This window comes from Kothea flammea (assembly GCF_052161645.1).
GTDB lineage: Bacteria > Planctomycetota > Planctomycetia > Pirellulales > Pirellulaceae > Laterigemmans.
In genome coordinates this window covers 2,496,775-2,519,962 of sequence record NZ_CP197414.1, presented here as the reverse complement: position 1 = coordinate 2,519,962, position 23,188 = coordinate 2,496,775, and the positions used below count along the sequence as shown (strand labels likewise).

General features: G+C 57.2%; 26 protein-coding genes and 1 other RNA gene. 8 read left to right on the top strand and 19 right to left on the bottom strand.

Annotation, left to right across the window (positions count from 1 at the left end; translation table 11 throughout):
• Window positions 1–154: 154 nt before the first annotated feature.
• The 8 genes from SH139x_RS09125 to SH139x_RS09090 all read left to right on the top strand — a co-directional run bounded on the left by SH139x_RS09125 (window position 155) and on the right by SH139x_RS09090 (window position 2,813).
• Window positions 155–409 (top strand): hypothetical protein, encoded by a 255-nt coding sequence (locus SH139x_RS09125; protein ID WP_488354959.1) that lies wholly within the window; start codon window positions 155–157, stop codon window positions 407–409.
• 250 nt (window positions 410–659) lie between these two features.
• Window positions 660–926 (top strand): hypothetical protein, encoded by a 267-nt coding sequence (locus SH139x_RS09120; protein ID WP_145273575.1) that lies wholly within the window; start codon window positions 660–662, stop codon window positions 924–926.
• Between the two features lie 2 nt (window positions 927–928).
• Window positions 929–1,005: hammerhead ribozyme type II (locus SH139x_RS09115), an RNA gene on the top strand.
• A 31-nt stretch (window positions 1,006–1,036) separates the two neighbouring features.
• Window positions 1,037–1,513, top strand: coding sequence for a winged helix-turn-helix domain-containing protein (locus tag SH139x_RS09110; RefSeq protein ID WP_488354958.1), 477 nt, complete (start codon window positions 1,037–1,039; stop codon window positions 1,511–1,513).
• A 15-nt stretch (window positions 1,514–1,528) separates the two neighbouring features.
• On the top strand, window positions 1,529–1,759 hold the full coding sequence (locus SH139x_RS09105; RefSeq protein ID WP_488354957.1) for a hypothetical protein: 231 nt from the start codon (window positions 1,529–1,531) through the stop codon (window positions 1,757–1,759).
• Between the two features lie 249 nt (window positions 1,760–2,008).
• Window positions 2,009–2,248 carry a hypothetical protein gene (locus SH139x_RS09100; RefSeq protein ID WP_068258913.1) on the top strand — a complete coding sequence of 80 codons (240 nt, stop codon included), beginning with the start codon at window positions 2,009–2,011 and terminating at the stop codon, window positions 2,246–2,248.
• 10 nt (window positions 2,249–2,258) lie between these two features.
• The gene (locus SH139x_RS09095) at window positions 2,259–2,480 is read left to right on the top strand and encodes a DUF4314 domain-containing protein (protein WP_488354956.1); all 222 of its coding nucleotides are present in this window, start codon (window positions 2,259–2,261) and stop codon (window positions 2,478–2,480) included.
• A 12-nt stretch (window positions 2,481–2,492) separates the two neighbouring features.
• On the top strand, window positions 2,493–2,813 hold the full coding sequence (locus tag SH139x_RS09090; RefSeq protein ID WP_488354955.1) for a hypothetical protein: 321 nt from the start codon (window positions 2,493–2,495) through the stop codon (window positions 2,811–2,813).
• Window positions 2,814–2,819: 6 nt separating this feature from the next.
• On the opposite strand, the gene SH139x_RS09085 is transcribed toward SH139x_RS09090, so the two are convergent.
• From SH139x_RS09085 to SH139x_RS08995, 19 genes are all read right to left on the bottom strand, one after another.
• A complete protein-coding gene (locus tag SH139x_RS09085; protein WP_488354954.1) occupies window positions 2,820–4,130 on the bottom strand; it encodes a DNA modification methylase in 1,311 nt (436 codons plus the stop codon).
• A gap of 119 nt (window positions 4,131–4,249) precedes the next feature.
• Window positions 4,250–4,651 carry an HNH endonuclease gene (locus SH139x_RS09080; protein ID WP_488354953.1) on the bottom strand — a complete coding sequence of 134 codons (402 nt, stop codon included), beginning with the start codon at window positions 4,649–4,651 and terminating at the stop codon, window positions 4,250–4,252.
• A 289-nt stretch (window positions 4,652–4,940) separates the two neighbouring features.
• The gene (locus SH139x_RS09075) at window positions 4,941–5,324 is read right to left on the bottom strand and encodes a hypothetical protein (RefSeq protein WP_488354952.1); all 384 of its coding nucleotides are present in this window, start codon (window positions 5,322–5,324) and stop codon (window positions 4,941–4,943) included.
• 170 nt (window positions 5,325–5,494) lie between these two features.
• Window positions 5,495–7,717: a bifunctional DNA primase/polymerase gene (locus SH139x_RS09070; protein ID WP_488354951.1), complete on the bottom strand. Its 2,223-nt coding sequence runs from the start codon at window positions 7,715–7,717 to the stop codon at window positions 5,495–5,497.
• A 5-nt stretch (window positions 7,718–7,722) separates the two neighbouring features.
• Window positions 7,723–7,935, bottom strand: coding sequence for a hypothetical protein (locus SH139x_RS09065; RefSeq protein WP_488354950.1), 213 nt, complete (start codon window positions 7,933–7,935; stop codon window positions 7,723–7,725).
• Complete coding sequence (locus SH139x_RS09060) at window positions 7,936–9,597, bottom strand: DEAD/DEAH box helicase (protein WP_488354949.1); 1,662 nt, start codon at window positions 9,595–9,597, stop codon at window positions 7,936–7,938. It lies immediately after the preceding gene.
• Window positions 9,594–10,115 carry a RusA family crossover junction endodeoxyribonuclease gene (locus SH139x_RS09055; protein ID WP_488354948.1) on the bottom strand — a complete coding sequence of 174 codons (522 nt, stop codon included), beginning with the start codon at window positions 10,113–10,115 and terminating at the stop codon, window positions 9,594–9,596. The genes SH139x_RS09060 and SH139x_RS09055 overlap by 4 nt, the downstream gene beginning before the upstream one ends.
• A gap of 93 nt (window positions 10,116–10,208) precedes the next feature.
• Window positions 10,209–10,667 carry a DUF669 domain-containing protein gene (locus SH139x_RS09050; protein WP_419187406.1) on the bottom strand — a complete coding sequence of 153 codons (459 nt, stop codon included), beginning with the start codon at window positions 10,665–10,667 and terminating at the stop codon, window positions 10,209–10,211.
• A gap of 64 nt (window positions 10,668–10,731) precedes the next feature.
• Window positions 10,732–11,487 carry an ATP-binding protein gene (locus SH139x_RS09045; RefSeq protein WP_488354947.1) on the bottom strand — a complete coding sequence of 252 codons (756 nt, stop codon included), beginning with the start codon at window positions 11,485–11,487 and terminating at the stop codon, window positions 10,732–10,734.
• 64 nt (window positions 11,488–11,551) lie between these two features.
• Window positions 11,552–11,785: a hypothetical protein gene (locus SH139x_RS09040; RefSeq protein ID WP_488354946.1), complete on the bottom strand. Its 234-nt coding sequence runs from the start codon at window positions 11,783–11,785 to the stop codon at window positions 11,552–11,554.
• A gap of 89 nt (window positions 11,786–11,874) precedes the next feature.
• Window positions 11,875–12,507, bottom strand: coding sequence for an RNA polymerase sigma factor (locus SH139x_RS09035; protein ID WP_488354945.1), 633 nt, complete (start codon window positions 12,505–12,507; stop codon window positions 11,875–11,877).
• 193 nt (window positions 12,508–12,700) lie between these two features.
• Window positions 12,701–13,408, bottom strand: a complete 708-nt coding sequence (locus tag SH139x_RS09030) for a GNAT family N-acetyltransferase (RefSeq protein ID WP_488354944.1) — start codon at window positions 13,406–13,408, stop codon at window positions 12,701–12,703.
• A 58-nt stretch (window positions 13,409–13,466) separates the two neighbouring features.
• Window positions 13,467–14,627, bottom strand: coding sequence for a hypothetical protein (locus SH139x_RS09025; RefSeq protein WP_488354943.1), 1,161 nt, complete (start codon window positions 14,625–14,627; stop codon window positions 13,467–13,469).
• Window positions 14,593–15,792, bottom strand: a complete 1,200-nt coding sequence (locus tag SH139x_RS09020) for a hypothetical protein (RefSeq protein ID WP_488354942.1) — start codon at window positions 15,790–15,792, stop codon at window positions 14,593–14,595. The genes SH139x_RS09025 and SH139x_RS09020 overlap by 35 nt, the downstream gene beginning before the upstream one ends.
• A gap of 120 nt (window positions 15,793–15,912) precedes the next feature.
• Window positions 15,913–16,644, bottom strand: coding sequence for an ImmA/IrrE family metallo-endopeptidase (locus SH139x_RS09015; protein WP_488354941.1), 732 nt, complete (start codon window positions 16,642–16,644; stop codon window positions 15,913–15,915).
• 2 nt (window positions 16,645–16,646) lie between these two features.
• Entirely contained in the window at window positions 16,647–17,060 is a 414-nt protein-coding gene (locus SH139x_RS09010; protein WP_488354940.1) for a helix-turn-helix domain-containing protein, read from the bottom strand.
• Between the two features lie 374 nt (window positions 17,061–17,434).
• Window positions 17,435–17,899 (bottom strand): hypothetical protein, encoded by a 465-nt coding sequence (locus SH139x_RS09005; protein WP_488354939.1) that lies wholly within the window; start codon window positions 17,897–17,899, stop codon window positions 17,435–17,437.
• Between the two features lie 113 nt (window positions 17,900–18,012).
• The gene (locus SH139x_RS09000) at window positions 18,013–20,007 is read right to left on the bottom strand and encodes an acyl-CoA dehydrogenase family protein (protein ID WP_488354938.1); all 1,995 of its coding nucleotides are present in this window, start codon (window positions 20,005–20,007) and stop codon (window positions 18,013–18,015) included.
• A gap of 63 nt (window positions 20,008–20,070) precedes the next feature.
• The gene (locus SH139x_RS08995) at window positions 20,071–23,166 is read right to left on the bottom strand and encodes a type I restriction endonuclease subunit R (protein WP_488354937.1); all 3,096 of its coding nucleotides are present in this window, start codon (window positions 23,164–23,166) and stop codon (window positions 20,071–20,073) included.
• Window positions 23,167–23,188: the final 22 nt, after the last annotated feature.

The window sequence follows — 23,188 nt, the reverse complement described above, 5'->3', positions numbered from 1 at the left end:
GTGTCGCGAGTTATCGCAGCTTCCCAGAAACATGGAAAAAGGCTGCGAAAAGCTGCCCGAACTCGCTTGAGGTGTTTTCAAAGTCATGGCTCATGTGTGTTAACGCCGAACGGCGAAACGCATTTTCAAAACCCTTTCCGAGAGAGACCAAACCATGGCTTTGAACAAAACCCAAAAGACCGCGATCGTCAACCTTCGCACCGAGATGTTGAAGCTCGACCCGGAGACGTACCAACGTATCCGAGAAGACTTCTACCGGATCGCGGACAACCTCAAACCGCTCGCCGACGCCCTTGAAATGGCCGACGCCGACCTGGGGGCGAAGGCCGGCCCGCTTTTGGACGAACACTACATCTTCGCCCAAATGTACGACCTGCTTCGCCAAAGCAACCTCGGCGGGGTGGTTTAAACCGCCAGCCGCACGGACGCGGCACCGGCGGCCACGGCCCGCCGGTGTCACCAGCTTGCCGGCATGTTGGGCAAACCATGCCGGCGACCAACCGCCGGCCACACGCGGCAACGTCGCCGGCCAAACAAAACCTCGAAAAACATTCCAAAAAGCTGCCGGACTTCGCTTGAGCTGTTTGAAAAACCATGGCTCATGTGTGTCACCGCAACACCGCGGAACATAACCAACCCACGCACCGGAGAACGAAACCATGGATTTTTCTTTTGAAGTTGAAAGCTACGCCGGCACCGTCTGGGTCAACGGACGCGACGAGGGCTACTTCGTCACCTTCCACGGCCGCGAATGGGAATTGATTACCGAAGAGAAATACGCCGAACACGGTGACCCGAACCGACACGTCACGTACGACTCGATCGGTATCAAGCGGTCGGATTGCAGCGAAGCGTTTGACCGCTGGTACGACATGTTTCGCCGGCCAGTCCGCCGACGGGTGCCCCCGATCATGCGTTGGGTTTGAAAAGCCGAAACGCCGGCCCACCCGCAACGGGCCGGCGTCGTCGCGAATGGTTTCCGCGGCCTGACGATGGCAGCCAACTCTATCGAACAAAACCAAACGGAGAGACAAAGATGAAAAAGGCAGACGTAAAGATCGGCGGCGAGTACTTCGCGAAGGTCACCAACAAAAAGGTCACGGTCCGGATCGACGCGGAGAATTCCAGCGGCGGTTGGGACGCGACCAATTTGGCGACCAACAAAAAGGTCCGCATCAAAACCGCCGCCCGGCTTCAAGGGCCGTCCCGCGCAACCACGCCGGCCGGCGAAACGAAACGGGTGTTGAAGAAGAAAACGAAAACGGAAACGGCCGCTGGCGGTGAGAAAAAGCTTTCCTGCGTCAAAGCGGCGTTGCAGGTTTTGGAAACCGCCGGCGAACCGATGAACTCGCAAGAAATGATTTCCGCCATGGTGGAACAAAACCTCTGGGAAAGCCCTGGCGGCAAGACGCCGCACGCGACTTTGTACTCGGCCATTTTGCGAGACCTCAAACGCGGCGACGAAAGCCGGTTTGTCAAAACCGAACGCGGCCGGTTCTCGGTTCGGGTTTGAAGGGAAGTCGACGCCATGAAAACGATTGGTGACATACGCGAAATCGAGGATTTGGTTGACGGTGAAACCGCCAAGCCGGAAGCCGACACGGGTTACGAATTGCGGACGATCGCCGGCCGGTTTGAACGCGGGACCGTGGTCAGGATTACCCGCCGCGGCAACCGCATCCTCGCCACGACAACCAACGGACGCGAGTTCGCGGTAACCGGCCCTAACGCTCACGTCTTGGTTCCACTTTCCTTCTAACCGGCGAACGCTTCGCCACTCACGCCCGACGTTGGCCACGGTCGGGCGTTTTCTCGTTGTGCGGCAAACTATGCCGCGCACCGGAGTTGGCCGACACGCGGCATTTGTCACGGCCGTTTTCTGCCGGCAAGAAACATTCGAGTTCTTTTGGAATGTTTGCCGAACTTCGCTTGCTGCCGGCAAACCGTCATGGCTCTCTGTGTTCACCGAAACGGTTTTCACGACTTCTTTCCCATATAGAACAACACGATGAAGAACGCCAACGTTCAAACCCTGGCCCCGCGGCCGATCGAACCGGCCGCGGCTTACGACAACGCTCACCAAATTTCACGCGACCTGCTGCAACACATCGAATTGCAACTCGATCGCATGTTGAAACCCGACAACAAAGCCCTGCGATGGACGCACGTCCGGGCGTTGAACCTTATCAACGCCCAGCTTTCCGAAGTCGCCGCGTTGGTGGACGAAACCAACAACGCTCGCAACTGAGGACGCTGCTATGCCAACCATCCCCAAGGCGGGCGACCGCGTCCGCCTGGTTTCGATGACCGACGACCCCGACCCGATTCCCGTCGGCACCACCGGAACGGTCGCCGGCGTGTATCCACAACGAGGTTGGATGCAAGTCGATGTCGATTGGGACAACGGCCGGTCATTGATGCTCTCCATTCCACCGGATGTCGTCGAGCGGATTTCGCCGCCGGCGGCCGACACACCATGAGGACTTGAAACCATGTCGACACGAGCCACGATCGCAGTCCGCCGGCCAAGCGGCGACTACTTGGCGGTCTACCTTCACTACGACGGCTACCCCGAGCACGCCGGCCGGCTGCTGGCCGCCAACTATCAAACCAGCGAAGAAGCGGAAACGCTGGTCGCCGGCGGTGACATTCGCAGCTTGGATTCCGAGCTTGGCGAAGCGGATCGCTTTTCCAACGGGCCGGCGGCTTCGGTATTGCCGACGCATGATTCGCTGGTTGACTTTGCGAAGAACTGCGGTGCGTCGTACCTGTACGTTTTTGACGAAGGCGAATGGACGCACCGAAAGCTTTGAACGCGCTCATCGCATGTTCTCCTCGCGAGCCCCGACCGGGATCGGCGACTCGCCGGTGCTTTCGAGGATCGCTTTGTTGCCGGTGAAGCGTTGGTAGCGGTCCACGATCACGTCGCAATACGGCGGATCGAGTTCCATCAAGAACGCTTTGCGACCGGTTTGTTCGGCTCCGATCAACGTCGAACCGCTGCCGCCGAATAGGTCTAGCACGTTCTCGCCGCGGCGCGACGAGTACTGCATCGCCAAGACCGCGAGTTCGGCGGGTTTGCCGGTGAGGTGCTCGAGTTTCTGCGGCGCGATCTTCTTGACGTGCCAAAGGTCGGTGGCGTTATTCGGGCCGAAGTACTTGTGGCCGGCCCCCTCCTTCCAGCCGTAGAACGCCCATTCGTGCGCGCCCATGAAGTCTTTTCGCGTCATGACTGGGTGTTGCTTGTCCCAAATGATCGCTTGCGAAAAATACAAACCAGCCGCGGCGAGGACCGGCGGATAGTTGGCAATGTTTGAGAACCCGCCCCAAATGTAAAACGACCGGCCGGGTTCGAGCACGCGGGTGATGTTACTGAACCACGCCTTGAGCAGCCGGTCGAATTCTTCGTCCGACACGAAGTCGTTCTCAAGCGGTCGGTCCTTTGCCCGCATCTTCTTCGGACCTTCCTTCGTCTTGCCCTTGCCGGCCTCGAAGGAACTGTTGCCGGCAGCGATCGCGTTCTTGCTACGCGGTTCGACTTTCACGTTGTACGGCGGATCCGTATTGCAAAGCTGAATCTTCGCGCCGGCCAGAAGTTGATCGAGGTCTTCGACGCTGGTCGAGTCACCGCACATCAATCGGTGGTCACCGAGGATCCAAATGTCGCCGCGCTGGGTGATCGCTTCGTCGGGCGGCTCGGGCACGTCGTCGGGATCAGTCAAACCCTGACCAATGCCGGGTTCGAGCAACGCGGCCAACTCGTCGGAATCGAAACCGAGCAGCTCGCAATCAAAACCCGAGTCTTGCAACGCTCCGACTTCCAGCGGCAACAGATCGTAGTCCCACTCCGCGTTCTCGCCGGTCCGATTGTCTGCGATCCGGTAGGCCCGGACCGCTTCGGGTTCCATGTCCTTGGCGACGTGAACCGGCACTTCCGCCAACGCGAGTTGCTTCGCGGCCTTGAACCGCGTGTGGCCGACGATGATGACGCCGGCGGTGTCGACGACGATCGGTTGTCGGAAACCGAATTCGTTGATGCTTTGCACCACGTCGGCGACCGCGTCGTCGTTGATGCGAGGATTGTTTTCGTAAGGCTTGATTCGATCAAGCGACCACATTTCGACCTGCATGGCAGCGTCCTTCCCAAAGAGTGAAAACGGGCGGAAGGGCTAGGTAGGTAGATCGTTAGGTAGATAATTCAGGCAGATAGGTAGGTAATGATCCGATGCGTTCGGACGGACGTGGGTTGCTACATCGCAAACGCGGCGACTTCGCGGCACATTTGGATGAAGTCTGCGTTTGACAGAATCGACTTTGCGCGGTTGATATCCCGGTGCAGAACCTGCGTGTTTTCGATGACGTGCTCGCCACCGTCTCGGACCGGCACGATGTGATCGAGCGACGCGATCTCAGGCGTCAAGACGCGGCCGGTCAACGCACATTGGTAGCCCTGGTGTTCCAAAAGTTGCATCACGTTCTTCACGTTGATTTTGCCGGTTGGTTTTCCGACGTCCGTTTCCTGGTCGGAACGTAACGGCGGTTGAATTGCGGTAGGTGGTTGGCCCAGTAGTTCCACGTCGTCTTGTCGAGCAGTCGTGATTGCCGGCGACTGTGGATTCGGTTTCTCATTCGTTCCGCAGATTGCTTCCATGTCGTTACCTTTGTTTTCGTTTCGAGGTCGGGGTTGAGTCTTCCCTGGCTGGCGAGGATGCGCCAACTCTGGACGATGATGTGAGCTCGATAGCTCCACGGATCATTGAGAAGGAGGTGATTGCGATGGTCCGCGTTGAGTCGGCTGCAGAGATTGCCGGCCTTGCGTTGCCAGAGATTTTTCATTTGTTTTGCTGTCTCAAACTCGTTCGGACACTCAAACGCAACTGTGCCTAATAAGGCCGCTGTTCCCGCGGCCCTGACCAGAGAACGCATCGGCCGGGAAGTACCTAATCGTTGGCGGCGAGGTCGCACACGGCGGCGTTGGTCGCGTCCTCGTGCGATGCCGCGTCAAAGGCGGCGTTGGCCTCGATGTCGCGGGCGTGGGCCGGCATGCCGCCGCGTGGAGCGAACTCGCCGCACCAATCGCACGCGATCACGATCGGGAACTCGGCGTAGTTCACCGAGGCTTCACGGTTGTCGGGGTCGATCACCGGTGGGTGACGTCGGCACTCGCCTTGCTGACATTCCTCTTCGGGCGGTTGTTCGCGATCCAAGTGCGACGAGGTGTCGAAGAAGCGGCAGTCCCAGCACGACGGTTCGGGCTGGTTTTGAATACCGCAATACATCAATTCCTCAGTGACCCTCACTTGCTTACGCGTGCGGGCGGGCATACGCGGGGGTGTATGATGTATTGAGGTATTATTATTAATACTATTCAAAGTCTTTTCTCCCTTAGGTTTACGTCAAAATCGGGTCTTGTGGTATTTCCTGCGGTAATCGAATACCGCAGTGATGAATTCGGTTTGGCGACGCCTTTGGCAAAGTGCCGCAAATGCGGTATTCAAATGCCTCCGTTTTCGAGTAGCCGATACACGAAGCCGCTACGTGTTTTGGACTGCCGCAATTCACGAACGACCAGCCGTTGTTTCTCCAGCAACTCGATGACCTCCTTGTGGTCGCTCGGACGCCATGGCAACCGACGGGTCAGCTCCCATTCGGGCATTGGCTTGTCGCCGTGTTTCGTTTTCCACGCTTTCAAGAACCGCACCAGTTCCTTTGCCATCGCGTCGAAGCCATTGCGAGCGACGTGACCGGCAGCCATGAACAGCATTCGCCTCGTTTGGTGTTCGACGACTTCGATTGCCCAACGAGCAGCCTCGGCGTCGATCACGGGATCGCGACAACGACGACTCACGGCGTGCAACAACGCGAGCTTGCGGGTTTGTTCGCTCACGCGTCCCCAGACCGTGGTGCCAACGGGATCGCTGGCTTCCTCGGCCTTTTCGTATTCGGTCTCGGCGTTCATGCGGGCATCAACCAGCAACCGGCCGGCGTCGATGTCGTGCGGAACAATTGTGGGTGTCGGGTTCCAGTCCACGAGGTTGCCCGCGCCCGGCCGATAGTTTTCCCACCAGTCGGCGTTCTCCATGATCGAATCTGGAACGTCGCGAATCTTCGGCTCTTGACCCTTGCCGCGTTTGCCGCACTCAAAGATCAGCATTCGAGCGAACAGACCGTTGGTCAACATTCGCTCGGACAGAGCGTCGTAGTAGTGATTCGGAATGGCGGTGCCGAAGATCACGAGGTTCGGTTGGTTGATCACTCCTGCTGCGTCCTTGCCGGCCTTACGACGCATGGGGTAGACGCTGTTGGCCGATGAATACATCGTCAGCAGCGTCGACATGATTTGTTCGTATCGAGCGTCGCGTGATTTGTTGATGGATTGAAGCAACCCGTCGATCTCGTCGGTTTGGAACAACATCGACGGGGTCATGTGCAACGAGTCCTGGATGCCTTCACCGGATGCAAATCGCTCGCCGGAGCAATCCGCCATGCCGACCTTCTGCAAGATCCTGATGTTTAGCTTCCGCGGCCAGTCCTTGCCCGCGGCGGAATGAGCCAGCCCAAGCAGATAGAGGTTGGTGCGGTTGTCTCCGGGATCGCGAACGCGGCGTCCGGCGAGGGTGCATTGCAGAGCCAAAGCACCACAGAACGCCATCACTGGGTTGGGGTACGGTGCCGTGTCGAGGCAATGATCCATGACCTCGTTGATGAAGCCGGGAACTCGAAGGAGGCGATCGGGCAAAACGCCGGGATCATCGGGGCTTGGTACTTCCTCGATTTCCGATTCATCGTCGTCCTCCACGACAACGACTTTCGGCGACACCATGAATCCGCTGAGATCCACGGTCTCGCCGGCAGGTTCGATCGGTCCGTCATCGCGGAGCCAACCGAACGGTCGATCGTGGGACTTGGTTGCCGCTTGGTTGATTTTGTGTTGCAGTTCGCGATCGGACCACGGCGGCGAGCATCGTAGGTTGTAATCGGTTTGCAGGATCGCCAAAGCTCGATCGGGGTCGATGCCGAAGCCGTGAACCAGTGCGGTCGCGGCAGCGAAGGTTTGCGAGTGACCACTGCTGCCGGAGATCGCTGGTGGCATGGCGTTCAAGTAAGCGATCGCTCGGGTTTCGACGTCATCGTGGCGTACGCTTCCAGCTTGCGATGATCTTAGTTCAGGCCTCGCAAGCTGGAAGCTTACGCCACGTTTTGTGATCACCGCATCCGCGAGGGCTTTAACGCACGCGGCCAGCATGGGAGCAGGAACGGTTGCGGGTTCGGCATCGAGAACGTCGTACGGTTCACCATCAGGGTGTATGCTCGGGCCGATGACGGTTTGCGTTCCGGTCGATCGCAGTTCGACGATCATCGAACCGTCGTTTGGGTCTTGATGCTTTTCCGTCGTAGCATCGACCGCGATGTACCAACGATGTGATCGCGGTGCTGATGGTCGACCGGTGATGGCTGGTGTTAGTGGCAGGTAGCTGTCGGCCAATTCGATCGCTTCGGGGCAATCGAGGTCAACATCTACGAGCCAACCGGATGGTTCACCAAGAATGATGCCGATGTTGCTGTTCTCGGGGAAAACCTCAGGAGCCAATCGCAGGTTGGTCCAGTCACGCCGCGATGGTGATTTGGACCGCGGGCGCAGCGGCACGCAGTGCCAGCCACGCTGCAAGTGCGCGGCGACTTCGCGTCGAACATTGATGGGACCAGACTGCGACAAGCCATTTATTCCTGATTGGCCGGCAGGTTCGCCGGAGACGATTCGTTGGTTGGGTCGTTGGGTGTGTAGAAGCCGTGAGCGAGCGAGGGTCTATCGAGGGCCATCGCCGCGGCATCGTGAATCTCCGGCGGCACTTCAACATTCCCCCAAGCCCACTCGGCGACAAACCGGAATGCTTCAAGCTGCCGGGGATTGGGCGAGTTGTTTGTGTTCGGCATCTAGAACGGGGCCTCTTCGAGGGGAACGTTAGGGATCTCACCGAGCGTTTGCTTGAGGATTCGATCGTACTTTTGACCGCTAACGCTTCGCACGGTGATGGAAGACGGGCTGGCCAGTAGTCCGGCCTCGGCGATGTCCATTGCTTCGTCGGCATCCTCGGGACATGGATCCAGACACCGTTCGCTCCACCAAGCTTCTGCTTTGCGGCGGGCGTAGCCGGCGTGCTCGATGCAGATGAATTCGCTCTGCCAATTGTCGAGGCCGATCATGTAGTCGACTCGCAAGCATCGCGGGGCGTCTTCGTCGGCGTTGCGTTTGCGATGGATGCGATAGATCACGTCTTGGACGTCGTAGTCGGTGTCGGTGACCTCGCCGGAGAGCACACCGGCTTCGCTTGCTTGAGAATGGTGAGCTTCGCGTTCAGGTGGTGGGAACGGGTTTCCACACTCGGGACAGATCGCATACCCGCATGCGACCAGGGCGTGACACTTCTCACATTCCTTTGCCGGCGGTTCTTGTCCTGGGCGAGCAGCTTTTTCCTTGGGCTTGATCTGGTCGATCGGTCCGTGACGTTCGATGTTGCCGCCGAAGTCGAGGACCAAGCAGTTCTGTTTGTCGGGATGCAGACGAAAGCCGCGGCCAACGCATTGGTAGAGGAGTCCAGGTGACATCGTTGGTCGCAACATCACGACGCAATCGACACGCGGCGCGTCGAAGCCAGTCGTCAGGACGTTGACATTGCAAAGTAAACGCAGCGGCTCGGCGGCCAGTAGCGATGTCGGTGCGTCGCCACGGAAGCGAGCGAGCAACTCGTCACGTTCATCTGCCGGTGTTTGTCCGGTGACGAATCCGCATTCGATGTCGTGGTTATCTCGCAACGCTTCGACGACTTGCCGACCGTGTGACACCGACGAGGCAAAGATCAACACGGCTTGGCGGTCGTCCGTCAGTTCGACTATCTCGGCACACGCGGCGGACACAAGGGCGTCGTCGCCGGCCAGTTGTTCAACATCCGCCGTCACGAACTCGCCAGCGCGGACACGTAGGTCGCCAAAGTCTGCTCGATTGACGCCTGCCTTGGAAACCAGAGGACATAAGTAACCGTCGCGGATCAGTTCCTTGATGCCGATCTCGTAGCAGATGCTGTTGAGAAAATGATCCGGCGAACAGATCATGCCTGAATCGAGGCGGAACGGCGTCGCGGTTAGACCGATGACGCGAACGCGGGGATTGATGATCTTGCAATCGGCCAAGAATTGCCGATACATGCCATCGCCCTTCTTCGAGATCAAATGGGCTTCATCGACCACGATCAGATCAAACGGATCGAGGTCACACGCTCGTCGATAGATGCTTTGGATGCCGGCGACCAACACGGGCGTGTTCGTATCACGCTTCTTCAGCCCAGCCGAATACAATCCGACTTTGATGTCGGGGCACAACCGGCGAACCTTGTCGGCGTTCTGTTCGAGCAACTCTTTAACGTGGGCCAGAATCAGAACGCGGCCGTGCCATTGACCAACGGCATCGGATGCGATCTTTGCCAGCACGAGTGATTTACCAGCACCGGTTGGCAACACGGCGACCGGATTGTCGTCGCGGTTACGAAGGTGATCGTAGACCGCATCAACGGCGGCTTGTTGGTATTCACGCAGCTTCATTGCATCGGCTCCCCGTTGCGGAACTTCTGTCCGCGTTCGATTGGCATCGCATCGGGAAGCAACGCGTTCAAGAACGCGCAACTCTCACAAATTCGGTTGCCCGGTCCCGTCGAGACAAATGCTTCGTCGCAACGAAGGCACGATCGAAAGCCTTGCTTGCCCATCGGAGCCGGAATGTTCTGCACGACGACTTCGGCACGCGGATCCGCTGGTTCGGGTTGGTGCTTCTCGATCGTCAAACGCACGATCTGACTGTCGTCCAGATAGACGCCGCCGAATTGCATCGCATCCAACAACGCCTTCATTGAGTTGTCCACGTCGCGCCGGCGGCGATCGGGCGGGATCAAACGAACGTCAACGATCAAATCGCCTTCGAGCGTTTTCAACTTCTTGCGATGCAACGTCGAACTGACCGTCGCCTGGTATTGCCGGCCCTTCTTGCTGACCAGCACGCGGTTGCCGACGTGCCGCCAGTACGTGTTGACCGACGGCGGAAAGGGAAGTTTGAGTTTGAACATGATGCGGACTCTTGGGATGATTCAATGAAAACAGCCGACCGGCATCCGTGCCGGCCGGCTGTCGGGCTTGAAAACGCTAGCGTCGGGCAACCGCTAACGCTTCCAAGGGGCGTCGGTGCCATTGACCTGCGTCGCCGGTTTCGGCTCCGCGGTCGCGTTCACTTTGGAGTATCCCTTCACCTCGCTTTGCAATTCGTCGGTGTCCTTGCGACGTTTCAGTCCGACCTGAATGACCAACGGCAGGTCATGCAGGTCCGCCGAGTCGGTGGGCACCAAGACGCCGACCGACCGACAGATCGAAGACAACTCCCGCCGGGCGATATCCACCGCGGTCGCGTTGGGGTTGTCGAGGTTGAGCCGCACCCAGATAAGACGGTTTGCGTGCTCGCCCTCCACGATCTGAAACGTCAATTGCAGGTAGTTTCCGTTGCCGGTTTTCGTCGGCTTCATTTCGCTGTCTGTGATCACGGCGACATAGCTGCCGGCGGGAAGCGGAGTGAAGTCTTGCGACGGTTCGACTTGATTGGCGTCAAAGCCTTGGAGATTTGCCATGAGAGTCTGTAGTCCTGAGTCTGGAGTTCTTGAAAATAGAAAGAAAGTTCAGCAGCGGGCTGAATCAGTTCGCCATCGCACCGACAAACGCCGGCCACGACAAAGGCAACTCGTCCGTGATGCCGTAACGATTTTTGGCCACGCACGACGGGCATCCGTAAGCACGCATCACCCGCTCGCCGCCGTCCTTGCCAATCGCATGAGCGATCGTGCGTTTGCGATTGAATCCACCATCCTCGGTTTGCGTTCGCATTTTGCGAGTGGCAAACAACACCGCGTCGCACCATTCTTTGATGAGCGCCGCCGCGTGCTTGTGCAGACGCGGCGAATAGCGGTCGTACGGAGAAGACTCGGGATCTTCAAAGCGCTCGACTTTCGAGTGGGCGATCAACACGACCACCATGCCTCGCGATCGCAACACGTTGAGCAAGTCCAACACCTCTCGCCACAACGACAATGCGTGCATGTAGCCACGGGCGTACCCGCCGTCGACCTTTTCGATCGACTCGACGCCGTATTGCTGGCACAACTTGTCCCAGACGAGACGTTCGAGCCAATCGAGCGAGTCGATCACAACGGACTCGAAATCGTGCTTCTCATTAACGAGCGTTTTCAGCGCCGCGAGCACTTCATCGAACTTGGTCGCGAGCGGAAAGCGATCGCATTCAATTTCATCCAAGCCGTCTTCGGTCTGAATGAACACGGGTTTGGGGGCTTCGCTGCCGAATGTCGACTTACCGATGCCTTCGACACCGTAAAGCAACACACGAGGCGGCTTCGATTGCCGACCCGACTGGATGGTTTCAAGCAAACTGGTCATTCTTTTTCAGGACTCCAAAATCAGATAGTTAGGTAGATAGGTCGATGAATCAAAACACGGCCGATCACAGCGAAGCGATCGGCTCGATGTCAAAATTGCCATCGCGATCGCTGGTCACGAGGTAATGTTTGAAATCAACTTGGACAACGAATCGTTGTTCCGGTCCGAGTTGCTTGCGGAGCGATCGGCACGCTCCGGTGAAATCTTTCGAGGCGTCGTTGAAGCGGTCGGCCGATCGCAAGTAACGGCCGACCGCCAATGAAATGGCGACGCGTCGTTCAATGTCCAATCCAGTCATAGAAACCTGATTCGATGGGGCGGTGGAAAGTGTCAACGACCCATAGGCCGTCTCAGGTTACCTATGCCGTGTTTTGAAAAACGTGTCCGCTATTCCCAGAAAAAACCCGCATCGAACTTTCGGAAATGCTTTTGCAACATCGCCCGATGCTTGTTGAATTGGGGGCGAGTGAGCCCGAATTCACGTCGCGTTTCGGTCAGCGAATGGTCGGCCATGAACAACACGATTTGCCGCATCTCTGGCGTCAATCGCGACATCGCCACCTCGATCGCGTCCCGTTCATCGACCTCCGAGTACTGGTCGATGTAGCCGCCGCGGGTGCGTCGATTCAGGTCCTCGCGAGACACCTCGTCGCCCAGATTCGCGAACGTTTCGTCGCATGTGTCGACCGTCGCCTCGAACGATTGAATTTCGATGTCGGCGTCGCGCGGATGTCGCTTTTGCCGTTTCTTCGCACGCAACAATTCACGAACGCCCGAATCCAACACGCGGTTGATGAACGTGTTCAGTCCGGATCGCGACGGATCGAACTGGTCCGCTTTCTGGATCAGGTACATCAGCAATTCTTGGGCGATGTCTTCCGGATCGCAGTCCGCGAATTCGGGGCGCGGGGCCAGTTGTTCGCCTTTGACCTTGGCTTGGGTAAACGCGAACTTGGTCAGAATGTCTTCGCCAAGTGGCTTCGGCTCGGTCGCTTGGCCGGATTGAGTCGCTTCACTCATCGTTGTCTCCGGCTGGAGGCATCTGAGTGACGCGTCGCTCGCCGAAGACCGCAACAGAAACCGCGTCGCGACATCATCAGTCACGAATCACGGGCGGCCGGCGAGGGGATCGAAGCGTCACATCCTCACAGCGAAGACGTGCCGCTACATTTCGAGTTACCCGGTCACATTTGGAGTTACCGGAAGAAAGTTCTTAAACTTTCGCGTCGCCACTTTCTCCATCGTCGTAGATCGAGGACTTCCAGTCGGATTCTTCACGCTGACGCGGCGGGTCGAGCTCCGGTTCGTGGAATGGACGTGGATGGCTGTCCCAGTAGTACGACATCAACACCTCGCCATGACTAACATCGAGTGCCGTGAAGCCGACGGCACGGAGAAACAGCAACAGCGAAAGATTGCTCTCGTCGACGTGCATCTCAATGTGCGTCAATCGGCCAAAACGTAAATCTGATTGCAGCAACGCGATCAGTTGCCGGCCGAAGGACCGCAACTGGTACTTCGGCTCCACCACGATCCGTTCAATTTGGATCCATGATCGGTTGCGAGGACGTTCGTAGATCACCGCAGCCACCACCGCCCGCGGACGCCGGCCGCGTCCGGGAAGTTCGATCACTCGGCCACGGATGTCCGGATCGTGGATTCGCTTTAGATACTCATCCTTGCTCCAAGGATGTTCGGCAACTGCGTTGTCGATCGCCACGACGCTGTCCAAGTCTCCCTGATAGATGTGGCGTTCCTTGCCCTTCATCGGTTCTTTCGACGGTGACGGCTTGCGGCGGTATTGTCGCTTCGCAGGAAACCCGATGTTGTGAAGCGAAGCGAGCGCCTGCACGTCGGCCGCTGTCAGCCGAATTCCTTTTTCCTGCTTCAATGCCGTCTGGATACGTTCTCGAAGTTTCATCAATTCAATTCCAATTCTGAAGTTCAAGTAAAAAACAATCATTTGATCGGTGCATCACTCACACCAACCAATCTGGCTCACAACGCGGCGAGTAAATGGGAGCGACGCCGCGGGTTACCGCATCGTTCAGATGGTCGGCCAGCGGTTTCAGCTCGGTTTCCAAGACGTCGATGGTTCGCCGAATGGCCATGGAAACGGACTTGCTGATCTTGATCACATCGCCGACCTCGCGACGCTTGCCACCCTTGCCCAACACGGATGCGAAGTGGGTCGTCAACGCATCTTCTTCGACCTGCAACCGTTCCAAGTTGCCGAGGTCATTGTTCGATCGAGCTTCCTCGATTTCCAACATCAGATCTCGGTAACGCTGCCGGCACTCATCGACGGATTGCTGGTCCGCCAATTCACCCGACGACCCGATCAACCTCTGTTCGTCGATCCCGATGCGACTGGCCAACAAAGTGATGGCGGGCACAGGTTGATGAGGCGTCGCCAACAACCGAGCGATGTATAACGGCCCGACATTGTTTTCCAAAAACGTCTCTTCGCCGTTGAAACGAACCACCCATACCTGACCCTTGCGATAGAACGCGTTGCCGGGACGCTCGGTGGACAAGGGAATCGCTTGCCGCAGTCGATTCGGTCGCAACTCGACGCTATCCGACGTGAACGCAAACGCCTCCGCCAAAGTCAGCGTCCCGGCGAACGCATCGGCCGACAAACCATGGCCGATCGCGATCATCCGTGACGCTTCCCGGCGATCGGCCAACTGAGACGCACCCCGACGCGTCGCGAACACCACCGAAAACGGCTCGCCGCCGATCGACACGTCACCGATCCGCCAAGCCGCATTGGGCAAGAGCGGTTCGGCGATTTGTCCGGCTTCGACCGCCCTGGCAAGGACATTGGCGATGCCCACCGGATCGACGGCCCACGTCTGCAACTCCGCCGCGTCGATCGGACCGCCCTCTCCGTACGGACACACCTCGTGGAACTCCGCATCGTCGCCGTCGCCGTTTTGAACGACGTCATGCGACGCGCAAAAATCGCACGACCCATCCACTTGGTTGCTCGGCGTTGCCGGCGAGATCACGCCCAACGATTCCAGCTTCGTTGCCGCGTCTTCACCTGCGATGGACCGCAGCTCACTTCGCATCAACCTCGCCGTATCGGCCCAATCGCATTCAAGCAGCTGAAGCAGCGTCGGTATCGACTGCATGCGTGACTCCCCAATAAGCGAGGTACTTTTCCGCCAACACCCGTTGCACGTTGGTCAACTGTTTCAGCGTGCTGCGATTCGGCTTCGTGATCGCAAGCGAAAAGTCATCGCCAGCAGCCATTTGAAATCGCAACTCGACACGTCGCAGCTCCATCAACGCGCGCGGCAGATTGTCTTCGCGAATGAAGCAATCAATGAATCGTTGCAGCGACCTCGCGCCGTATTCATTGTTCGGCTCGAACGTCGCTCCCGCCTTGGCACCACGAATCTTGATGCGAGCCGAAGTCACCATCACCTCTTTGATCGCGTCCTGTGGCATGGTCGGAAACAGAAACGACGGATCCAGGATTCGGCCCAACATGAATGGTTCGGCCGCTGGGTCTTCGGGTGGCAAATGCACGCCGAGGAACTCGCGAGCCAAGATCGGCTGCAATGCCGCATGCACTTCCTTGCCACCTTTGGCGTAGATGTCGAAGTAGTGGTTCGTTTCGTCATACACGAACACGTTCTCGAACGCATGCGTCTCACACTGACGTTCAAACCGATGTTTGCCGTCGACCAGTTTCAAGAACGTCTGCCGGTAATCGTCCAAACTGACGAACAGATAATGCAGCCCCGGACGCCGCATCGAGTACTCGACGTAGCAATGCCGACCTCGTCCCTGCCTCGCCGAGTAGTACGCGGAGATCGCATTGGCAAACGCATTGAGTGCCTCCGGCGAAGTCCGCGGTTTCGCCGCCGGCACATCGACTCGCCGCTGCGATGACCGACCACCGATCACACGGTCGGCATTGGAAAAACGCATCGCCGCTTGGTACGCCTGCGGTGCTTCCAAATAAGCGATCGCGGCACAATCGTAACGGCTTTCCAGTTGTTCCAGTTCCGCCAGCAAGTCATCCATCTTGGCTTGCTTGATCTGCTGAAACACAACCCGCTGAGCTTCTTCGCCGGTCATCAGATGAAGGTCGCGCAACATCACTTCGGCACGGTCGTGATCGTGGTCATCAAGCGACTGATACGCTTCAAACATCGGGTCAACGTCCATCTCTGCGAGGTCCGACCAATTCAACCGCATGGGCACTTCCATTCGCCCGAATAACTCATCCAGTAACCCGTTGGTCGTCTGCCGCAACACCGTCCTCGGATTGAATCCCCCTGAACTCATAGCTTCCACTCTCCCGAAAAGTCTGTGCAAGGTAAGCACTTTATGTGCTTTGAAAAAATAACGCCCCCAACGCGGAAGCGTTCACAACCCCGCGAAGCCGACCGCTCCGCAAGTCCCCCTCTACTCTGAGAACAGTCCCAGTGTTTCCAATTGAATCCGCATCGCTTCCTGAGAAACGATGAACTTCGCCGCCAAAGGTTCGCAGAACGCTTCTCGCAATAGTCGCTTCGGATCCGTCGCTCGCTCATCATCACCATCAATGAACGAGATTCGATTCGGATCGACCTTCGGCGAAGATTTCTTCATTTCCGAATCGTTGATCGGCCCGTCGCCACCGACAAACCATTTCCATGTTTGACGCAGCAACGGTTCCGGCATCAACAGACACCCCGCGAACGCGTCGGCTTGTCGTTCGACCAACGGCCGCCGACCCGTTGAACGGCAGATGATGTCGGGCGAGCTGTCGTCATCGAACACCAACGGATGGCCGTCGTCGTCAATGAACAAGTGCCGGTGCAAAACCCAATGCCCGATTTCATGCCCAAGCGTGAAGTTGAACCGCGGTGTCATCGCTGGACACCGATCGGGATCCAGTTCCGTGTCGATGTGAATCAGCCGCCGGCGTGTGTACAGCACCCCATGGATGCGATCCTCGAACTCCGTTTGCAAATCCGCAAACGCAAACTCCAACCCCAGCAGACTGGTCGCGATATCCACGACTTCGATCGGAGCCTCGTTGCTCGCACCGACCATCCGCTCGTAATCCGCCAGCACTTCGCTGGCCATCGCAGCGATCGTTTCGGGCGAAAGTTCGGGCACGTCAATTCCCTGTGCCAGTAAATCCACGACCATGGTCACTTCACCTTTGCTCTCATGCGTCCGATGGTTTGTTGAAGTTTGGCGAATTGTTCGGGCGTCAAACCCCGAGCCGCCCGCATCAGTTCCGGCATCTCTTTGGGATGCTCTTTGACAATCTCCTCCATGTCCTCCGGCACACGGTCGGCGAGCCCGATCCACAGATCCACGTCCTCGCCCAGGATCTCCGCGATCTGCCGCACCCGATCCGCCGTCGGCGGGTCGTACCGTCCCTGTTCGACCTGCGACAGGTACGTCGACGACACACCGATCATGGTCGCGAACTTCCGCAACGTGATCTGCTTCGCCAGCCGTTTCTCACGCAGCCGAGCGCCAAAATCCGTCGTCGTCCGTTTCTTTTGAACCGCCTTTTTCACCGCACCGCCCCCGAAAAACGAGGCAACCAAATCCATTCACTCATATTCCCAATCTCCAAACGAAAACGGCGGCCACCCATGACCGACCCAACAACACCCCCGTCGCCACGCCGAACCAACCGGCCCGGCAAACGACAAAAATGAAGTGCGTACTTTGCACCGAAAGTCATCCTAGGCATGTCCACCTGACCCGGACAATCCCCCAACGCAAAACTTTGCTATCAAATGTCAGTCCGAGCATTGAAGCCCACCCCCGTGACACGTTTGGTCCACCCCGCCGGAACAAACTTTTCGTGACGGTTAAGAAGGCCACTGACAAGATCGCGGCAGGAGCGACACACCGGCTGCGTTAGCGACAGGTTTTCAAGAATTGAGTTCAGGCATCGTGACGTTGCTCGGCAAAATACCGATCATTTTGCGTCGCTGGCGTCCGATCCCTTCTCAGCTTCCATGCGGACCTCGACGCCCTCGCGAAGTCCGTCGACGGTTCGCCCGACGAAGATCATGGTTAGGTACGACAACGCTGCGACCGCAAACAGAGACCACCAGATCCGCTCAGCGGGAATCTTTTCGATGGCCTTGGCGACAAGCGTAAACAAGGTGCCGGTGATGATTGCCAAAATCAGCGGCACAACCGTGTTCGTGACGCTTGATTGCGACGCGCCGATCAACCAACCGAATAGCCATCCGGTGTCTCCACACGCTCGGTGAGCGAAGAAGCCAGCCGCCGCGGCAATCGCTAGGTTGGTTAGGACAACCCCGCTAACGGTCCAACGGTTACCGGTAACCTTCGACGGGGCCGGGGATGGGGCGTCGGTCGCGTTCGTCGATGTCGATTCTGTCATCAATCGCTGGCCTCGGTCGGTGTCGTTCATCGGGTGGTGGTGGGATCACATTTTCGCAACCTGTGGAGGTCGCAATCCCGACCAAGAGCATTGCTAGCACGATGCTTCGATCAGCTCTTACGTTCCAGATCCTGCTTCCTGTCTTATTCATCATCGCGCACCTCAGCAGTTTCGGGAGCAAACAATTCCATTTCGGTTTCGTCGTTCGCCGGCTTTCCGTATACCGCCATGACCCAAAGCTCTGACCCGTAAACATTTTTGACGACGGACATTCGCATCACGTCGGTCGTTCCGTCTGCGATTCGCAGCCCCATCAGATCACGGACCCGGTCACCGAGGTCCACGTCTCGGCTGTAGCCCATCGCGCCGTGGGCACGCATGGCGGCGTCGCAGGCCGACAATGCAATCTCGACGCCCTCCGCTTTTAAGCCGTCAATCAACGAAGTAGCCGCCTTGTAATTGCCGTCATCGAGCAACGTCGCCGCTTCCCGTGCCAACGCCATCGCCATTCGCAACTTGGTGGTGTGCTCGCCAAGTGGTTGTTGCAGGTGACTGAATCGACCGATCGGACCTCCAAACGCATCACGTGTTTTTAATCGCTCAGCCAGTTGGTCGAGCGCAGCTTCGCCACATCCAATCGCCGCGGCGGCCTGCATCAACCGCCAATATTGAAAGTGTTTGGTGAAGATTTTCCAGCCTTCGCCGTCTTTGCCGATCAGATGGTCTTGGCTGACGAACATGTCGTCGAACTCGAGACCGCCGAACGAATTGCCAGTCAGTCCATGAGCGTATCGGTCGACAATTTTTAAACCGGGATGGTCGATCGGAATGAGGAATGCGGAGAATTCACGTTCGTTTCCATTGGCCGCCTGCGTGTACAGAACAACGTGAGTCGCCTGTCGCAAGCGAGCATTCCACAACTTGCGACCTGTAAGTTTGAAACCGCCTTCGTAGCGAACTGCCTTGCTCTGCATCTCCTTCGGGTTCGACCCTGCCAGCGGTTCGGTGATCGAGACCGCAACATACGCCTCGCCGGCAACCAGCTTGTTCAGCACCTCGTCTGCGATCTGCGTAGACGCTTGTGCCAGCGGTCGACCATGGGCTCCACCGACCACATCTCGAAGATTCAAGTTGATGCGGCCCGCGTGCCGGAACAGTTCGAGCGATTCAGCGACCGAGTACTCTCCGCCACCGACACTGGCCGGCATATCAACGCCGGGCAATCCGAACGCCGCTCCTGCACGCCGCCAAGCAATCGGCGACGTCAATTCGTCGCTTGCTCGCAATCGTTCCGCGAGGTTGTCGATATTGACTTTCATCGCCTCCACCCGCGACTCGCTGTCAGACGAATCGTTCGGATCTTCGACCAGCAAACGCACCGAGAAGATGGTGTTCAACTCGTAGGTCTGGCCCGACTTGTCCAATCCATCAGGAACCTGGAAGAACACCTGACGCTTCGTGGCCGATGGCACACCGCGATACTCCACGTCGAACATTCGTTTCTTCAGTGGTTTGCCGGGGTCGATAAAGTTCAGCCGCCCGCCCTCGTTCGTCTTCAGTAAAACGAAGTGACGTCCACGAACCGTGCCGTCGGCCGTCGTCACTGTGTAAGCGAGAACTTTCAACCCCCCAGGCGATGTCGAAAGGTCCGGCCCATCGGTCTCCGACCATTTCGGCCCCAGCGCCGCATGAGGACTATTCGGCGCGGAAACCGTCGAAATCGCGACTGGTATATTGTCCAAACTTTCACAAACGTAAGCCAGCAAAATCACCATGCGATCGTTGCTGATCCGCCCAAGAAGCAACTCCGGTTTATCTTGAAACACGCGAAGCGCAGTCCGATGCGGTTGCGAATCAACCGGCAACCCTGCCATCACCCGCACTCCCTGCGAAGCAATCAATGCCGCCGAAATGGGACACGCCCCACCGCCTTTGCAGTCGATTAATTTGTCCAGCTCGCCCTGTGCAACCAAGATGGGTGTCGCTTCGGAATGCAATTGCTGAATTCGATCGAATGCGTCGTTGGGATGCAAACGGAGTGGGGACGTGATCTTCGTCGACGCCACCTCTTCCGAACGCACCACGATCGACTGACTAGCAATCCCGATGTAAATCAAAAGAAACGTGAGGATTCGCATGTCATTCTCTTGTCGGTGGATCGAACATAAATGAAGAGGTAAGTGAGCCGCGAGGCACGCCACCTACGACTGCGTTGGTGGTTCTTGCTTCAGGTTGGAGTAGACCTTTGACAACAAGTGCTCCAACGCGATCTTGCGGAACTCATCGTCGCTCATCAGTCGATCGAAGATTTCTTCGTTGCCTTCCATGCGGTCAATCACGAGACCCTCGAACGACTTTTCAAACACACCACGAAAATCCTCTTTCGAGTTGGCAGCGGCGGCTTTTTGAAGATCCTCGTTCTCGACCGCTTCTTCTTCGATCTGATCAAAGAAAAGCTGATCTGCCTGCGTGAAATTTGTCCCGAATCGTTCGTTCAAGAGCGTGATCAATTCCGATAGCCGAATCTGCTCATCGTCGCGGCCCGTCCCTACATCGGATGGCCCCTTGAGCGGACTGGCGTCGCCGGTGTCCAAATCAATGCTGCCATCACTGATTTTCTGCAACCGGTAGTACTGCAAATCAATCTCGTCGCCCAAATGGTATGCCGGTCCCGTTTCTCGCTTGGGCAACTTCGTCAGTAAGAAACGCAGATAGGTGGCCAACTGTTCCAGGTCGGAGTCCTGGTAAGGAAGCACCTGCGATAGGAACCCATAGAGGTTGCGGAAGTTGACGAGCAACGCTTTGGTTTCTTCTTGGTCCTCTTCGGCCTTCGCCTTGAATCGTTCAACCGCAAGATTCAGCACGCCGCTCATCTGCGCCTGGTCGTTAACCGTCTCCTTCCGCTTGGGTTGGAAATAGATTTTGCAAAACTGGGTGACTTCCGCCTCATCGAATAACCCCGTTTCTTCAATCTGATGCTGCAACCGATACAGATGCTGAGCGTCAGTGATCGGTTCGGTTGGCGTGTCCTCGTAGTAGGGCTTGAACGCTGCGTAGATCTCCTCGGGCTTGTTGCGAAAATCCAAAACGAATGTGTCTTCTTTGCCGCTGCATGTTCGATTCAGTCGCGACAACGTTTGAACGGCTCGCAAGCCGCTTAGCTTCCGGTCAACGTACATCGTGTGCAACAGTGGTTGATCGAAACCGGTTTGATATTTTTCGGCCACCAACAAAACTTGATACTGATCGGTGTCGAACTGCTTCGGCAATTCCGATTCCTTGATGCCCTCATTCATGCCGACTTCCGTGTACGACTTGCCGGGTGCATCCGGATCATCAACCGTTCCCGAGAACGCCACCAGCGTGCGGATGTCTTGGTAGCCCTTCGATTGGATGTACCGATCAAACGACTGCTTGTAGCGGACTGCGTGCAACCGTGATTCGGTGACCACCATTGCCTTGGCCCGACCACCGATCTTGTGTTTGACGTGCGTCCGAAAGTGCTCGACCATCACTTCCGTCTTCATCGTCAAGTTGTATTCGTGCAAGCTCAACGCCCGTGCAAGCGCACGAGCAGCCTTCTTTCGCTGCACATTCGGGTCGTCTTCAGACGCTTGAACAATCCGAAAGTAAGTCTCAAACGTGGTGTAGTTCAACAACACATCCAAAATAAACCGCTCTTCGATTGCCTGACGCATCGTGTAGAGGTGAAACGGTGATTGGCCAGTGCTACCCGGCTCATCAAACACGATCTTCGTCTTGAATTTGGGTGTCGCCGTGAACGCGAAGAAACTCAAGTTCGGCTGTTTGCCTCGCTTCATCATTTCGCGGACGACTCCTGCTAAGTGATCGGCGTCATCCTCGTCGTCGTCATCCAGTCCGTGAGCGGCAGCATAGGCGGCAGCGTCCTCGGCGATCTGTTCCGCGTTCAGAATTCCTTTCAACTCCATTGCCGATTCGCCTGACTGCGAGCTGTGTGCCTCGTCGACGATGACAGCGAAGTTGCGATCCTTTGTCGAGATGTTCAGTCCCGGTAGACTCTCTTCGCGAAGTTTTTCAAGTGTTTCGGCAACGAACGGAAACTTCTGCAGCGTCGTGATCACGATCGGCGTGCCACCCGCGAGCGCTTTCACCAATTGCTTAGTGTCTTCGTCGATCTTCTCGACCACTCCCTGTTTGTGATCGAACTGGTAGATCGTGTTCTGCAACTGTTGATCGAGGACCAGTCGATCCGTCACCACGATCACGCTATCAAAGACTCGCTGGTCGGCGGCGTTGTGAAGCGACGACAGACGGTGAGCCAACCACGCGATCGAGTTCGACTTTCCCGATCCCGCTGAATGCTGAATGAGGTAATTCTTCCCCGGTCCATGCTCTCGTGCGCTGGCGACCATCCTGCGAACACAATCAAGTTGATGGTATCGCGGGAAGATCATCGACTCGGTTGTGATGCTCTTGATGCCCGATGACGTCAAAATTCGCTTCTCGCTGACCTGCAAGTGCATGAATCGCCCGACGATGTCCAGCAAGCTGTCCCGCTGCCAGACCTCCCGCCACAGATACGCCGTGCGATAGCCACCATCTTCGGCCGGCGGATTGCCCGCGTGATGGCGATCGCCGAGATTGAACGGCAAGAAAAACGTTTTGTCGCCGCTCAGCCGCGTCGTCATGAACACGGCATCCTGGTCGACCGCAAAATGAACCAACGAACGCTTCTTGAACGCAAAGATCAGTTCGTTTTGATCGCGATCCTTTTTGTATTGCTTGATCGCGTGCTGAACCGTTTGGCCCGAAAGCGGGTTCTTCAGTTCGGCGGTGACTAGCGGCAATCCGTTGAGCAGCAGCACCAAGTCGAGCGACTTGTTGTTCGATGTGCTGTAGAAGAGTTGCCGAGTGACGCTCCACTGGTTCTCTGCGTAGGCCGCCAGCGTGTCCGGGTTCATCGCGTTGCTGGGCGCGAAGATCGCGACGCGGAATTTCTTTCCGTAACACTTGAAACCTTGCCGAAGAACTTTCAAAACACCTTTCGTGTCCAGTTCCTTGCACAGATGTTCGATCAGCAACCGCTCAGTGTCATCGCCGTGGATCGCCTTCAGTCCGGCCCACGGTTTCGGTTGCGTCGCGGCAATGAATTGAATCACCTGAGAAGGGTCAATCCCCCGCGAACGATCGAACCGATCCTTGTCCGGCCCCGCGTTGTAGTCAACAAACTCGAATCCGCCGCCTCCGTCCGTTACCGGCCGGCAAAGCTCCACGACGATCGCATCCTCGAATCGGGCCTCGGTGTGTTTTTTCATGGGACTTGATCTCGACAGCGCG

Bases quoted from the DNA above. Each gene is read 5' to 3' on its own strand.
- SH139x_RS09125 (WP_488354959.1), top strand. From the start codon at position 155: ATGGCTTTGAACAAAACCCAAAAGACCGCGATCGTCAACCTTCGCACC.
- SH139x_RS09120 (WP_145273575.1), top strand. From the start codon at position 660: ATGGATTTTTCTTTTGAAGTTGAAAGCTACGCCGGCACCGTCTGGGTC.
- SH139x_RS09110 (WP_488354958.1), top strand. From the start codon at position 1,037: ATGAAAAAGGCAGACGTAAAGATCGGCGGCGAGTACTTCGCGAAGGTC.
- SH139x_RS09105 (WP_488354957.1), top strand. From the start codon at position 1,529: ATGAAAACGATTGGTGACATACGCGAAATCGAGGATTTGGTTGACGGT.
- SH139x_RS09100 (WP_068258913.1), top strand. From the start codon at position 2,009: ATGAAGAACGCCAACGTTCAAACCCTGGCCCCGCGGCCGATCGAACCG.
- SH139x_RS09095 (WP_488354956.1), top strand. From the start codon at position 2,259: ATGCCAACCATCCCCAAGGCGGGCGACCGCGTCCGCCTGGTTTCGATG.
- SH139x_RS09090 (WP_488354955.1), top strand. From the start codon at position 2,493: ATGTCGACACGAGCCACGATCGCAGTCCGCCGGCCAAGCGGCGACTAC.
- SH139x_RS09085 (WP_488354954.1), bottom strand. From the start codon at position 4,130: ATGCAGGTCGAAATGTGGTCGCTTGATCGAATCAAGCCTTACGAAAAC.
- SH139x_RS09080 (WP_488354953.1), bottom strand. From the start codon at position 4,651: ATGGAAGCAATCTGCGGAACGAATGAGAAACCGAATCCACAGTCGCCG.
- SH139x_RS09075 (WP_488354952.1), bottom strand. From the start codon at position 5,324: ATGCCCGCCCGCACGCGTAAGCAAGTGAGGGTCACTGAGGAATTGATG.
- SH139x_RS09065 (WP_488354950.1), bottom strand. From the start codon at position 7,935: ATGCCGAACACAAACAACTCGCCCAATCCCCGGCAGCTTGAAGCATTC.
- SH139x_RS09060 (WP_488354949.1), bottom strand. From the start codon at position 9,597: ATGAAGCTGCGTGAATACCAACAAGCCGCCGTTGATGCGGTCTACGAT.
- SH139x_RS09055 (WP_488354948.1), bottom strand. From the start codon at position 10,115: ATGTTCAAACTCAAACTTCCCTTTCCGCCGTCGGTCAACACGTACTGG.
- SH139x_RS09050 (WP_419187406.1), bottom strand. From the start codon at position 10,667: ATGGCAAATCTCCAAGGCTTTGACGCCAATCAAGTCGAACCGTCGCAA.
- SH139x_RS09045 (WP_488354947.1), bottom strand. From the start codon at position 11,487: ATGACCAGTTTGCTTGAAACCATCCAGTCGGGTCGGCAATCGAAGCCG.
- SH139x_RS09040 (WP_488354946.1), bottom strand. From the start codon at position 11,785: ATGACTGGATTGGACATTGAACGACGCGTCGCCATTTCATTGGCGGTC.
- SH139x_RS09035 (WP_488354945.1), bottom strand. From the start codon at position 12,507: ATGAGTGAAGCGACTCAATCCGGCCAAGCGACCGAGCCGAAGCCACTT.
- SH139x_RS09030 (WP_488354944.1), bottom strand. From the start codon at position 13,408: ATGAAACTTCGAGAACGTATCCAGACGGCATTGAAGCAGGAAAAAGGA.
- SH139x_RS09025 (WP_488354943.1), bottom strand. From the start codon at position 14,627: ATGCAGTCGATACCGACGCTGCTTCAGCTGCTTGAATGCGATTGGGCC.
- SH139x_RS09020 (WP_488354942.1), bottom strand. From the start codon at position 15,792: ATGAGTTCAGGGGGATTCAATCCGAGGACGGTGTTGCGGCAGACGACC.
- SH139x_RS09015 (WP_488354941.1), bottom strand. From the start codon at position 16,644: ATGGTCGTGGATTTACTGGCACAGGGAATTGACGTGCCCGAACTTTCG.
- SH139x_RS09010 (WP_488354940.1), bottom strand. From the start codon at position 17,060: ATGGATTTGGTTGCCTCGTTTTTCGGGGGCGGTGCGGTGAAAAAGGCG.
- SH139x_RS09005 (WP_488354939.1), bottom strand. From the start codon at position 17,899: ATGAACGACACCGACCGAGGCCAGCGATTGATGACAGAATCGACATCG.
- SH139x_RS09000 (WP_488354938.1), bottom strand. From the start codon at position 20,007: ATGCGAATCCTCACGTTTCTTTTGATTTACATCGGGATTGCTAGTCAG.
- SH139x_RS08995 (WP_488354937.1), bottom strand. From the start codon at position 23,166: ATGAAAAAACACACCGAGGCCCGATTCGAGGATGCGATCGTCGTGGAG.